The sequence below is a fragment of the Plantibacter sp. T3 genome (assembly GCF_902506515.1).
In the GTDB taxonomy this organism is placed as follows: Bacteria; Actinomycetota; Actinomycetes; order Actinomycetales; family Microbacteriaceae; genus Plantibacter; species Plantibacter auratus.
Window position 1 is genome coordinate 1,389,176 of the sequence record NZ_LR733286.1, and the last position, 13,084, is coordinate 1,402,259.

11 protein-coding genes are annotated in these 13,084 nt (G+C 71.4%); 9 read left to right on the forward strand and 2 right to left on the reverse strand.

Translation table 11 applies throughout. From position 1 onward, the window contains the following. Nucleotides 1-72: 72 nt before the first annotated feature. Genes GV015_RS06805 through GV015_RS06825 form a run of 5 tightly spaced genes read left to right on the forward strand, consistent with a single transcriptional unit; the run spans nucleotide 73 to nucleotide 5,476 of the window. Nucleotides 73-1,842 carry a cell wall metabolism sensor histidine kinase WalK gene (locus tag GV015_RS06805; protein WP_159877525.1) on the forward strand — a complete coding sequence of 590 codons (1,770 nt, stop codon included), beginning with the start codon at nucleotides 73-75 and terminating at the stop codon, nucleotides 1,840-1,842. A 52-nt stretch (nucleotides 1,843-1,894) separates the two neighbouring features. Next, nucleotides 1,895-2,179, forward strand: coding sequence for an ATP-dependent Clp protease adapter ClpS (gene clpS, locus GV015_RS06810; RefSeq protein WP_056009029.1), 285 nt, complete (start codon nucleotides 1,895-1,897; stop codon nucleotides 2,177-2,179). Further along, nucleotides 2,176-2,745, forward strand: coding sequence for a DUF2017 family protein (locus GV015_RS06815; RefSeq protein WP_079704959.1), 570 nt, complete (start codon nucleotides 2,176-2,178; stop codon nucleotides 2,743-2,745). Before clpS ends, GV015_RS06815 begins: the two co-directional genes overlap by 4 nt. A gap of 52 nt (nucleotides 2,746-2,797) precedes the next feature. Further along, nucleotides 2,798-4,003 carry a glycosyltransferase gene (locus GV015_RS06820; RefSeq protein ID WP_159877527.1) on the forward strand — a complete coding sequence of 402 codons (1,206 nt, stop codon included), beginning with the start codon at nucleotides 2,798-2,800 and terminating at the stop codon, nucleotides 4,001-4,003. A 9-nt stretch (nucleotides 4,004-4,012) separates the two neighbouring features. Beyond that, nucleotides 4,013-5,476 (forward strand): MGDG synthase family glycosyltransferase, encoded by a 1,464-nt coding sequence (locus tag GV015_RS06825; RefSeq protein ID WP_159877529.1) that lies wholly within the window; start codon nucleotides 4,013-4,015, stop codon nucleotides 5,474-5,476. A 10-nt stretch (nucleotides 5,477-5,486) separates the two neighbouring features. Here the strand turns inward: GV015_RS06825 and GV015_RS06830 are convergent, their stop codons facing one another. Further along, entirely contained in the window at nucleotides 5,487-7,745 is a 2,259-nt protein-coding gene (locus GV015_RS06830; protein ID WP_159877531.1) for a beta-glucosidase, read from the reverse strand. A 106-nt stretch (nucleotides 7,746-7,851) separates the two neighbouring features. Between GV015_RS06830 and GV015_RS06835 the strand changes: the two genes are divergently transcribed. Beyond that, complete coding sequence (locus tag GV015_RS06835; protein WP_236555356.1) at nucleotides 7,852-8,520, forward strand: ABC transporter ATP-binding protein; 669 nt, start codon at nucleotides 7,852-7,854, stop codon at nucleotides 8,518-8,520. Next, nucleotides 8,517-10,259, forward strand: a complete 1,743-nt coding sequence (locus GV015_RS06840) for a hypothetical protein (protein ID WP_159877533.1) — start codon at nucleotides 8,517-8,519, stop codon at nucleotides 10,257-10,259. The genes GV015_RS06835 and GV015_RS06840 overlap by 4 nt, the downstream gene beginning before the upstream one ends. A 112-nt stretch (nucleotides 10,260-10,371) precedes the next feature. On the opposite strand, the gene GV015_RS06845 is transcribed toward GV015_RS06840, so the two are convergent. After that, a complete protein-coding gene (locus tag GV015_RS06845; protein ID WP_236555357.1) occupies nucleotides 10,372-11,373 on the reverse strand; it encodes an ABC transporter substrate-binding protein in 1,002 nt (333 codons plus the stop codon). Nucleotides 11,374-11,813: 440 nt separating this feature from the next. On the opposite strand from GV015_RS06845, the gene GV015_RS06850 reads away from it, so the two are divergent. Both GV015_RS06850 and GV015_RS06855 read left to right on the forward strand, forming a co-directional pair. Beyond that, nucleotides 11,814-12,221: a hypothetical protein gene (locus GV015_RS06850; protein ID WP_159877537.1), complete on the forward strand. Its 408-nt coding sequence runs from the start codon at nucleotides 11,814-11,816 to the stop codon at nucleotides 12,219-12,221. 251 nt (nucleotides 12,222-12,472) lie between these two features. Beyond that, a complete protein-coding gene (locus tag GV015_RS06855) occupies nucleotides 12,473-13,072 on the forward strand; it encodes a hypothetical protein (protein ID WP_159877539.1) in 600 nt (199 codons plus the stop codon). Nucleotides 13,073-13,084: the final 12 nt, after the last annotated feature.

Genomic DNA, 13,084 nt, shown 5'->3' on the forward strand with positions numbered 1-13,084 from the left:
CGCTCACCGGGTAGGGTTCGGGAGTGAGCGACCCGATCCCGGTGATCGCTCGTCCCCTTCCGGAGAGCAGCCATGGCCCAGCGTCAGCCCCAGGACCCACGCTTCCGTGATCGTGGCGGCGCTCGGCCAGCCTCCACGCAGCCGGGCCAGGCTCGGCCCGCCCCGGCTCGACCTGCCGCCGCTCCACGGCCCGCACCACCGACCGTCGGCATCGCAGTCCCGGCCGCGGCAGCCGCACCGCTGCCGCGGACCAACCACCTCTTCGCAGGTGCGCAGTTCGCGTTCATCGCCTCGATCCTGATGCTCGGGCTGTACATCGGCCTGACCTCGACGTGGACCCTGCTGGAGCCCGACTTCCTCATCGGGCTGTCCCTGACCGCTGCGGCCACGTCCCTGCTCTTCGCCGTGCCGCCGTCAGGCAAGCTCCGTGGCCTGCTCGTGCTCGTTCCGACCATCGACATCCTCGCCGTCGGGTTCTTCCGCGACACCCTGCCGAACCTGCCGACGTCGGGTCTCCTCATCGTGATCCCGGTGCTCTGGCTCGCGGGTGGGTTCGGGGTCTCGGCACTGCCCGTGCCGGTGTTCGGAGCGATCTTCGTCTCACTGGTGCCGGTCGCGCGCGCCGGAGCGTGGCCGACGACGCCTGGCGGGTGGGGTGCGATCTGCATCCTGCCGGCCCTGGTCCTCATCATGACCGTCACCGTGCACCTGGCCGCGCATCAGCTCCGCGCCCACGAAGGCCGGGCGCGCATCGCGCTCGCCGCGGCGACGGAATCGGCGGCCGTCGCGACGACGGTCTCGGAATCCGTCGACGCCGCCGTCGCCTTCTTCCGGCCCGACGGCACGGTGGCGCTCCGGAATGAGGCCACGTACGAGCAGGCCCGACTGGCGGGGTTCGACCCCAAGACCCGCGCCGGCGTCCACGTCTACGGACCGGACCGGAAGACCCGGCTGCGGCCCGACGAGCAGGTCATCAACCGGGCGCTGCGCGGAGAGAGCTTCCGCGGCGATCTGTACTGGGTGGGGGAGCCGGGCGACCAGCGCGCCATCATCGGGAACGCGCGACAGGTGCACACCGACGACGGCACGTTCGTCGGCACCATCACCGTCGGTCACGACGTGACCGACCTCGCGAACGCGGTGGCGCTGCGGGAAGCGTTCCTCATCGACGTGTCCCACGAACTCCGCACCCCGTTGACGTCGATCATCGGCTACCTCGACCTCCTCACCGAGGGGCATGACCTTCGGCAGCTCGGGCTCGAGCGCGAGGTCTCGACGATCCAGCGCAACGCGGAGCAGTTGTACGCGATCATCGGCGACCTGCTCGCTGCGGGCGACGCCGAGATGCGGGTGCGGATCGCCCTCACCGACGTCGCCGACATCGCCCGGCAGAGCGTGGGAGCGATCCTGCCGCAGGCGTCGGAGGCCGGTGTCGTCGTCCGAGCCGAGGTCCCGCCGCATGTGGAACTGGAGGGCGACGGTGGCCGGCTCCGCCAGGTCCTCGACAACCTGCTGTCGAACGCGGTGAAGTACACCCCGCGAGGTGGGCGCGTCGTCGTGACCGTCGCAGTGGACGGCGAGACCTGCACCGTGAACGTCGCGGACACCGGCATCGGCATCTCACCGGACGACCAGCGGCAGCTCTTCGACCGCTTCTTCCGGGCCAGGGAGGTCCGCGACGACGCGCGGCCCGGCGTCGGCCTCGGGCTGTCGATCGTGAAGTCCATCACCGAGGCGCATCATGGCTGGATCACCGTGTCCAGCCGCCCGGGCCGCGGCTCCACCTTCACCGTGACCTTGCCGCTCCGCCAGCCGCGCGCCGGCGCACCGTCCGCTTCCTGAGTCGGACCCCGGCAGGGAGGCGCTGCGGCACGCATCGTGGGAGGCTTGGAGGATGGCGCAGATCCTCGACCAGCCGATCGTCGACGAGGCGACCCTCACCATGCAACCGTGGGTCACCATCGTGTGGAACGACCCGGTGAACCTCATGTCCTACGTCTCACTCGTATTCCGCAGCTACTTCGGCTACACCCACGAGGAGGCGGAGCGACTCATGCTCGCCGTGCACCACGAGGGCCGTGCGGTCGTCGCGACCGGCAACCGCGAGGAGATGGAGCGCCACGTCGAGGCGATGCACGGGTACGGGCTCTGGGCCTCGCTCGCGAAGGCCGACGCATGAGCGCCTTCGTCCGTCCGCCCGTCGGACCCGTCGTGCTCCGTCTCGACGAGCAGGAGACCTCGATCCTCGAACAGTTGGCGAGCCAGCTCGTCGACATGCTCGAGGACGCGACGCGCGCCGGGCTGGCGACCGCCGTGGAGCTCGACCCCGCCATGGCGAGACTGGTGCCGGAGGGGTACCGCGACGACCCCGAGGCCGCCGCGGAGTTCCGACGCTTCACCGCCGACGACCTCGTCGGCGGCAAGGTGACCGCGGCGCGGACCGTCCTGGCGGCGCTCACCGCCGACGCGTCCGACGCGGCTCAGCCGACGGACGTCCCTGTCGGGCACGAGGACGGTGCAGCCGTGACCCTCGAGGGCGAGACGGCCTGGACCTGGCTGCGGTTCCTCAACGACACCCGGCTCACCATCGCGGCTCGACTCGGCATCGAGGAGGACGACGCGGAGCCGTTCGACCCGTCTCCGACGAGCTCGGACGACGAGCAGGATCCGCAGCTCATGATGGCGATCTACGCCTGGCTCGGGTACCTGCAGGAGTCGATCGTCGCCGTCCTCGACGAAGCCTGAGTCGCGGCGCCGGACACCTGCGACCCCGGTGCCACGGGTAGCCTTGGTGACCATGCACATCCTCGTCTTCAGCGACCAGCACCCCGAGTCGTCCGGCGGGGCCCAGGTCTCGATCCGGCTGCAGCGGCGCTTCCTGGAGGCCGCGGGGCACACCGTCACGGTGTGCTCGCCGCGGATGCACCAGGAGCACGACGACGACCCGCACTATCTCGACACTCCCTCGATCCCCATCACGCTCGACCGCGAGTACTCGATGACCGTGCCCGGCCGGCTCACCGACCGCTGGCTCGACGCACGCCTGGCCGAGCTACCCCCGGTCGACGTCGTCCACGTGCAGGCCGACTTCTGGCAGGCGCTCACGGCCTACCGCTACGCCGAACGGCACGGGATCCCGGCCCTCCACACGATGCACAACCGCATGGACGTCGGTATCGAGCAGACCATGCCGGCGCCGGGCCTCGTCGTCGGAGCCCTGTCGTGGTGGCAGCGCCGGGTCCTCCGGCCGCGGCTCTCGACCTTGCCGACCGGCGTCTGGTCCTACCTGCAGGAGTTCGCCAAGCGTGCGGCCGTCGTCATCGCGCCGTCGCACCACTTCGCGCGCGTCCTCCGCGAGCAGGGCGTGACCGCCCACGCCGAGGTCCTGTCGACGGGCGTCGACGACGCGGTGCTCGACGAGATCCTCGACGAACGCGCGACCACGCTCCACGTGCCGCACCGGCTGCCGTCGTTCGTGTGGATCGGCCGCTTCAGCCAGGAGAAGCGGCTCATGGAGTTCCTCGAGGCGGTCCGGCTCGCGGACGTCGACGCGGTGTTCCGCCTGTACGGGGCCGGACTCCTGCTCGCGAAGGCCCAGGCGTTCGTCGCACAACACGACCTCGCCGACCACGTCGTCTTCGCCGGTCGTGTCTCGTACCCCGACTCGCTGCGCGCGATCACCGACGCCGACGCCCTCGTGCAGACGTCGATCGGGTTCGAGACGCAGGGCATGACCGTGTTCGAGGCGGCCGCACTCGGCACACCGTCGATCATCAGCGACCCGAACATCGCGGCGGAGCTCCCGGCCGACTCGATGTGGCAGCCGACGGACGGTGGGGTCGAGGCGCTCGCCGAAGCGATCCGCCGCGCCGTCGCCGACATCGAGGCGGGAACCGCACCGGTCGTCGCACCGGGCCTCGCCCGCACCCTGCGCCAGTCGACGCAGACCACCCGCCTCATCAGTCTGTACGAGGCAGCCCTGGCGCCGGAGGCCGCGCGCTAGCATCGGCTCATGCGCAGGACATCGAAGCAGCACCCCGGACCGGATGGCGGCGAACGCGTCCTGATCCTGTCGGCCGGGGTCGGGTCCGGACACAACAGCGCCGCCGCCGCCGTGGAACAGGCGTGTGCCGGGCGTCCCGACGTCACCGAGGTCGAGGTGCTGGACGTCCTGCAGGCGAGCACCTCCCTGTACTGCGACGTCCTCGGCAAGGGGTACTTCGTGCTCGTCGAGGAGACGCCCTGGCTCGTGGAGTGGGGCTACGACCTCAGCGACGCACCGTTCCGTCGTCGCGGCCCGCTCGACCCCTGGACGCGGGCGAACGCGATGCCGGTGGTCAGCGCGATCAAACGCTTCAGACCCACGGCGATCATCTGCACCCACTTCCTCCCGGCCCAGTTGCTGGCCTCCCTCATCCTCCGCGGCGCCGTCGACGCCAGGACCGCGATCGTCACCACGGACTACGACTTCCAGGGGCTGTGGTTGACGAGCGCCTTCCACGCGCTCTTCCTCGCCCGGGAGGAGGGGCGGGTCCAGCTGACGGCCCTCGGTCTCCCGCCCGACCGCGTCGTGGCTTCGGGGATCCCCATCGCCGCCCAGCCGAGCACCCCGGCCGAGCGCGACCCGGCAGCACCGCCCATGTTGCTCATCTCGGCCGGTGCGTCCGGCGGTGACTACGCGCTCGCGGTCGTCCGACAGACGCTGCACCTGCGGTCGCCGTTCACCGCGACGATCGTGTGCGGGCGGAACGAGGCACTGCGGCGGAGCGTCGAGGACCTCATCGCGCCCGGCGACGACCGCTACACCGTGCTCGGCTTCACCGACGAGATGCCGCGGCTCCTGCGCCGAGCCGACCTGTTCATCGGCAAGCCCGGAGGACTGTCGGCGTCGGAGTGCATGGCCGCCGGTCTGCCGATGGTCCTCGTGAACCCCATCCCCGGGCAGGAGGTCCGCAACGGCGACTACCTCATGGAGCAGGGTGCCGCCGTCCGGTGCAACACCGCGACGACGATCGGGTGGAAGATCGACGGGATCCTGGGCGAGCCGGGTCGTCTGGCGCGGATGCAGGCCGCGGCCCGACGGGTCGGTCGCCCCGACGCGGCCCGCGACGTCGTCGACCGGCTGCTCGACGGTCCGGCACGACCGTTCGTCGTGACCCGGGCGGCGCAGAAGACGATCTTCGACGCGAGCGCCCGGCGGGTGGTCGCGAGCGAGCTCGAGGGCGAGTCGGCCCTCGTGCGTCTCGTCGACCCGGCGGCGTCCAGCACGGTCGCGCTGCTCCGGGCCGGTGAGCTGGACGACCTGCAGCAGCGCTACACTGGGCCGGACGGCACCCTCGTGCTGCGACGCGACGACGCGGTGCTCTCCGTCCGGCGTGACTCGCAGCGCCTCCTCCGCGCCGTCCTCGGACGGGATGAGGAGCTCGCCGTGCGGGTCGAGGGTCTCGCCGACCTCGAGTCGGCCGGCCCGAGCTGATCGGGTTGAGTCAGCCGGCTGTGTCCGGCAGTCGGGCGGGGTCGTCGTGGAGGTCGCTGTCACCGGTCCGCAGCGGGGTCGCGTCCGCCCAGGTCGACGGGCTGTGCTGGGCGGCCTGCAGTGCCCAGTCGCCGGTGCGGGGTGACCAGCGGCGGGTGACCGGGTCGCGTTCGAGCGTCGGTGTCGGATCGAGGACGACCCGGACGACGCGTTCCTCGCCCGCCTGCAGGGTCACCTTCCGGAACCCGAGGAGCTGGGCGACCGGTCGCTCGAGTGCGGTGTCGGCGGCGTAGAGCTGGACGACGGTCGACCCCTCGCGGTGACCGGTGTTCGTCACAAAGACCTCGGCGGTCCCACCGGTGTCGTCGAACCGGTGCCCGAGCAGGCGGTGGTCGATCGTCGTGTACCCGAGGCCGAAGCCGAACGGGAAAGCCGGCGTGTGACCCTCCTCGTCCAACCGCCGCTGTCCCCAGCGGTCGTCGTACACGACGGCCTTCGCCTCGCGGTCGAAGGGCGGCAGGTGTGCGGGATCGGTCGGGATCACGAACGGTAGTCGCCCGCCGGGCTCGACCACACCGGTCAGGATGTCGGCGAGCGCTCGACCACCCTCCATCCCGCCGTACCAGGCGAGGACGAGCGCCGGGACCCGGTCGCGCCAGGCCTCGGTCAGGATCGCGCTCCCGCCGATGAGCACGACGACCGTTCGCGGGTTGGCTGCGGCGACGGCCAGGATGAGGCGTTCGTCCGACGGCCGGAGCCGGAGCGAAGTGCGATCGCCGCCGCGCACGAACCGCGACGCGAGGTGCGCGACGCCCGTGATGGCGCTACGGAGTCGACCCGAGTCCAGGGCCGCCCCGAGGACGCCGACGTCGACGCCGCCGGTGACGACCGACTCGCCCTCGTCGTGCTGATCGAAGCCGACGACGACGATGGCCGTGTCGGCTGCCACCGCCGCAGCGATCGCGGCCCGCACGTTCCCGGCCGGGGTGGTCGTGATCTGCGTGTCGGGGAGTGCCTCACGGAGCCCTTGCAGCGGCGAGACGGTGGTCGGCGGACGGACGCGCGACGAGCCGTGGTCGCCGAGGTTCGCCCGGTCCGCGAGACGGCCGACCACCGCGATCCGACGGGTCGTCGCCGACAGGGGGAGGAGCGGTACGCCGTCGTCGACCGGGCGGTTGGCGAGGAGCACGATCGACTCCTCGGCGACGTGTCGGGCGAGCGCGCGGTGGGCCGAGCCGGCGACGACGTCCGCCGAGGGTTGCGGTTCGGTGCGGGTCGCGGCGTGCAGGAGAGTCGTCCGCAGGATGCGCCGGGCCGAGCGCAGGACGGTGGCGTGGTGGAGGGTGCCGGCCCGCAGGGCGGCGGGCAACTCGTGTGCCCGTCGCAGGCGGAGCGGCATCTCCACGTCCATCCCGGCTTCCAGGCTGCCGACCGCGTCATGGGTCCCGAAGACCCAGTCGCTCGTCACGAAGCCCGTGAAGCCCCACTCCTCCCGCAGCACCTCGGTGAGCAGCGGACGGTTGACGTCCATGTACTCGCCCCGCACCCGGTTGTACGCGCTCATGACCGAGTCCGCGCCGGCGTCGATCACGGCCTTGAAGTGCGGCAGGTAGACCTCGTGCAGTGCGTGGTCGTCCACCGAGACGTCGACCTCGAACCGCTCGTCCTCCATGGAGTTGAGCGCGAAATGCTTCACGCACGCCATCGTGTGGACGCGGACGCCGCGGGTCATGGCCGACCCCATCCGGCCCGTCAGCACCGGATCCTCGCCGTAGCACTCCTGTGCGCGCCCCCACGCGGGATGGCGGAGCAGGTTGACGCAGACGGACGCCGAGTAGTTCGCCCCGCGGATCCGCGTCTCCGCACCGATCGCCTCACCCACCTGCTCCTCGAGCACCGGGTCCCAGGTGGCCGCCCGCGCCATCGTCACGGGGAATGCGGTGGACTCGCCGATGACGACACCGCGGGCGCCGTCACTGAACCGGACCCCCGGGATCCCGAGCCGGGGGACGGCTCCGGCCACGAACGGACGCCGGTGGAGCAGCACGGGGATCAGCGGGAGGAGTCGGCGCGGGGAGTCGCCGTCGAGCAGACCGAGGAGCTCCGCGTCGGTCAGCCGCTCGATCAGTCGTTCGGCGCCTGCGTCGGCGTCGAGACGTCCGGCTCGAATCTCCCGCACGACCTCGTCATAGGCGTCGCCCTCGGGTGGTCCGCCACCGCGGCGCTGCTTCGGCGGACGCGCGTTCCGGCGCCCGGTGACGATTCCCATGCTCTGCATTCTGCACCCTCGACCGACGTGCTGAGCCCCGACGCCCGACCGCGCGATCCGCCGTGCGGTGGAGGACACCTCGGCGGACGCCTGCGAGGATGGGACGATGTCGGGACACGAGGGGGAGTCGGTTGCCGCGATGCAGCCGCTGATCGAGGCGGACGGCGTCGGCGCGGTGATCGACGGGGAGACCCTGCTGGCGCCCACGGACATCCGGGTCGAGCGGGGGATGGCGCTCGCCGTCCGGGGGCGGAACGGATCGGGCAAGACGACCCTGCTGCGGATCCTCAGCGGACGGCTGCGCCCGTCGAGCGGGACGGCGACGATCGGCGGCCGGACCATCGACGACCGCGACCGCACGGTGCGTCGCTCCGTCTCAGCCCTCATCGGCACCCCGGCCTACGCGCCGGACCTGACGCTGCGCGAACACCTGCGCTACATCTCGACGACCTGGGGTGTGACCGGCCAGGCGGCGGACGACGCCGCCGACGAGCTGCTCGTGGCCCTGCGCATCGACACGCTCGCGCGCCGCTTCGCCACCGAGCTGTCCTCGGGTCAGTCGCAGTTGTTCGCCCTGGCGACGGCGCTCGTCCGGCCTTTCGACGTCCTCGTGCTCGACGAACCGGAGCAGCGCCTCGACGCCGAGCGGCGTGGCCTCGTCGCCGACCGCATCCTGCTCGCGAAGGAGCGCGGGGCGGCGATCGTCTTCGCGAGCCACGACGCCGGGCTCGTCGAACGGGTCGCGGACGAGGCGATCACGGTCGAAGCCCCGTGAGCACCGGCACCGGGCGCATCTCGCGCGACGACCGTCGGATCCTCCGCGCCGGCCGGGCGGTGCTCGCCGCGCGCGACGGGCGTCCGCGGGTCGCCGACGTCGCGTTCGTCGTCTATGCCGCGCTGCTCGTCGCACTCATCGTGGGCGCACCGCTCGTGCGGTTCGCTGTCCTCGGACTGATCGAGCCGGATGCGGCGGGCGTCGTGGCGGCCGTCCGGCCCGGGGCGGTCGCGCTGCTCTCGGCGATCGCGACGATCGTCGTCGTGCTCGGTGGCCGGACGAGGGGACCGGTCGTGCCGAGACCCGCGGCGGTGCAGTTCCTCGCCGATTCGCCACTGCCGCGTCGACTCACGCTGCGTCGTCCCTTCGTCACCTCGGCGCTCGCACTCGCGGGGCTCTCGGTCCTCGTGGCCGGGGTGGTCGGCTTGTCGCGACTCCTGGTGCCGGGGGAGCGGGCGACCGTCTCGGTGGGAGTGGCCGCCGACACGGCCTCGGTGATCGGCATGACCGGACCGACCGTGCCCGCCGCCGTGGTGGCCTTCGTGATCGGTGCCGTGGGCTTCTCCCTGCTCCTCGCGGTGGCGTGGTTGCTCGGTCAGCACGGTTCGCGACGGACGGTCGCCGCCGTTGTCATCGTCGCCGGTGCAGGCGGGGTGCTCGGTCTCCTCGTCCCTGGCATGCTGCTCCTTTCGCCGTGGGGGTGGCTGGGGCTCCTCTGGTCGCCGGTGGCCGGTGGCATCGAGGCCATGGTGCTCGGCGGTGCACTCGCGACGGGGGACTGGGCGCGGCTCTTCACCTGGGGTGGCGGCGGTGGCTGGTTCGCGTCGGTGGGGGTGCCGGTGTCGTGGTGGCCGGCTGTCGCGCTCGTCGTGCTCGGTGCTGTCTCCCTCCTGCTCGTCCCGAGGGCGCTGGACGGACTGCGGAGCGGACCCCTCCTCGACCAGGCGCTGCGCTGGCAGCGGGTCGGGATGATGCTGCAGAGCGGTGACGCCTCGGGTGCCGTCGGCGGGCTGCGAGCCTCCCCGACGAGCGGTCGCCGTGTCCCGCTGCGGATGACCGGGCCGTTCTGGTTCGTCGTCCTCAGGCGGTCGATCGTCGGAGCTCGGCGGACACCCGGGCGGGTCGCCCTCGGTTCCCTCGTCCTGGCGGCGTCCGGCGCGTCGGTCGGTCTCTCCTTCGGGCTCCCGGACGGTGTGCGGTGGATGCTCGCCGTCCCCGCGGCGTTCCTCGCCTACCTCGCGGTGGGTGTCTGGTGCGACGCGGTGCGACACGGGGTCGAGAGCGCGGGGACGCCCACGCTCTACGGTCGGAGCCCCCGCTCGCTCGTGCTCGCCGGAGCCGTCGCCCCGCTGCTGGCCGCGGTCGTGATCGGAGGGATCGGCGCCCTGCTCGGGGTGCTCGCCTCCGCGGCACCGGGCGGGATGACCCTCCTCCAGCCGCTCGGGTGGTGGCCGCTGCTCGCGGTGTGGATCATCGTGCTCCGGACGTTCGACGCGGCGAAGGGACCACTGCCGATCCTGCTGCTCATGCCCGTCCCGACGCCGTTCGGCGACGCATCCTCGCTGAACGTCCTGCTCTGGCAGTCGGACGCCGTCCTGCTGGCGATCCTCGTCGGTGGTGGGTTGACCGCGCTGGCGCCGGTGGCGCCGGGTGCGGCCGTCGTCCTGCTCGTCGGGGTGCTCGTGATTGTCGCGGCGTTGGGGTTCGCGCGGTTGCGGAAGCTGTCCCGGCCGGCCTGAGCGTCGGGGCGCTCAGCGTGAGAGCCGGAGAACAGCGCGAGAGCCGGACGGAAGACGCGATTCCGTCCGGCTCTCGCGCGGATCTCCTGCTGTGGTGCTGGTGGGCTGGACCCTACTTCGCGACCTTGGCGGCGGCCTCGGCGAGCTTCGGGACGAGCTGCTCGAGGACGACGGGGATGCTCAGCACGGACGCCGCGCTGTAGGCCTGCGTGAGCTCGTCGGCGGGGTCGAGGACGATCGCGCGACCGTCCTGCACCACGGGGAGGCTCGCGAGCAGCGGGTCGGCGGTGGTGTCCGCTGCGCTGAACCCGATCGGGAGGAGGACGGCGACGTCGGCGTCGAACGCGGACACCTGTTCGGCAGAGACCGCCGCGTAGAAGCCGGAGGCCTCGAGGTCGAGGACGGCCGGGTTCTGCTGGAAGCCGAGGTCGGCGAGGATGTCGAAGCGACCGTCGCCCTCGAGGTAAGCGCCGTAGGCGTCGCCGAACTTCGTCGCGGCGACGGTGGTGAGCCCGGCGAACTCCTGGTGGAGGTCGGCGGCCTCGTTGATCGACTGCTTCGTGGCGGAGACGAGTGCGTCGCCCTCCTGGGTCTTGCCGAGCGCGGCGGCGACCTGCTCGAGCTGGACGTCCCACGGGGTCGCGAACGCGGCGGTCCCCTTGGGTGCGAAGACGGTCGGGGCGATCTCCGAGAGCCGCTCGTACTGCTTCTCGTCGCCGGCGGACCGGGTGTTGAGGATGAGGTCGGGTTCGAGCGCCTGGATCTGCTCGTAGTTGACCGTGTCGCCGCTGTCCTCGATGATCTCGGGGGTGACGTCGCCGAACAGGTCGGTGGCCCATGGGCCGACGGCCTTGTTGTCGGCGCCGAAGGACTGCCAGTCGTAGACACCGACGGGCACGACGCCGAGGGAGAGCGCCATCTCCGCGTCGGACCAGCCGAGGGCGACGACGGTGAGGTCGCCGGCGGGCTCCGGGACGGTCACCTCGCCGAACATCGTGTCGACGGTGCCGAGCGTGCCGGTGGAGGCGTCGTCGGTGGAGGACCCGGCGGTGCAGCCGGCGAGGGCGAGGCCTGCGACCGCGAGGGCGGCGACGGCGGTGAGGGTGCGGGTCATGCGGCGCATGTTCTGCTTTCCGTTGAAGACGTGGGGTATGAGGTAAGCCTAAGCTTCCCAAGTCACGTCCCGGTAACGCTTGTGCTTCGGCCAGCGCGGTGCGCTGACGTGAGCGCGGGTCACTGACGCGAGCGCACCCCTCCGGAGACCCGCGCTCACGTCCCTTGAGGTGCGCTCGCGTCAGCGCATCGCGCTGGCACGCGGGCCAGTTGTGCGGCATATGTCGGTGTAGGCATATCTGCTCTGTGGATAACCCCGGGCGGGAGTCTGGGCGCGCTTAGCGTCGAGGGATGCCACGGACCTCGCGCTCTCGCTCTGTCTCCACGATCGTTCTCACGGCGGGACTGCTCGCCCTCACCGCATGCACCGGACCTGAACCCGCGCCGCCTCCGAAGAGTTCGCCGCCGGTCTTCGAGAACGAGGAACAGGCGCTGGCGGCCGTGACCGATACGTATCAGCGTTTCCAGGAGCTCTCGTTCCAGATCCTTGCCGAAGGCGGAGCGAACCCGGAACGGATCTCGACGCTGGCATCAGACGACGTCGCTCAGGTGGAGATCGACGGGTATCGCCGATCGGCAGAGCTGGGGTACGCCGTCACCGGTACGCCGTCGATCCAATCCGTCGTCCTCGACCTCTGGCTGCCCCACCCGGACTCCCTCCAGATCGTCGCTCGTGCAGACGTCTGTGTCGATATCTCGAGTGTCCAGGTACTCGATAGCGCCGGGGCGTCTGTTGTTTCAGCCGATCGTGCGACCCAGTCGCTCTGGTCAGTCGACATCGCGTACCGAGAAGCAGATCGATCGCTCTTCGTGAATTCCAAGGAGAAGGAGAAGGACCAATGCGACTGAACGAATCTCACCGTCCGACGGTGCCTACCGCCTGGGCGCTGGTCCTTGGTCTCATCCTCGCACTCGGCCCTGGGACTGCGGCGGTAGCTGCGCAGTGCTCGGACTTGGACCACTCCATCGGCGCTTGCATCGGTAACGGTTCGGTCGACATCGGCGGCAGCGTCGAACGCCCTGGCACTGGCGGTGGGTCCGGCGGCGGAACGGGCGGAGGCGACGACGAAGGAGGCGGCTCGGCGGAGCTTCCGCCCGGGGTGACCGATGGTCCCAACGGTGAGCGGACGGTCTGCAGCCTCATGCGGCCGGACGAGTGTTACACCTTCACCCCCGGCGACCTCGGCACCGACCTCGAAGCAGCACCGGCGGCCCCCGTCACGATCCGCGACGTCGCCAGCTTCGCCCCCGCCGCCCCCACCGTCACGACCGAGCCCGCCGCCTGGGGTGTCCGCGGGCTCCACACCAACGTCATCGCAGGTGCTTCCGGCCACACCCGCACCGGCACCCTCTTGGGCCAGGTCGCGGAGGTGAACTTCATCCCCGTCGGATTCACCTTCGACTACGGCGACGGCGAGAGTGCGACCGTCCGGACCGGCGGATCCTCCTGGGCCGCCCTCGGACTGGCCGAGTTCTCCAAGACCCCCACCAGCCACCGCTACACGACGGTCGGGACCAAGACCATCACCACGGAGGTCGAGTACGCCGCCGAGTACCGCATCGGCGACAGCGGGTGGCTGCCCGTCGTCGGAACCCTGTCGATCCCGACCGAGGAACCCCACACGGTCCAGATCGTCCGCAACTCGACCGTCGGCGTCGACAAGCCCTGCCGACCCGGCAAACCCGCCATCGGCTGCTGACACCGGCACGGG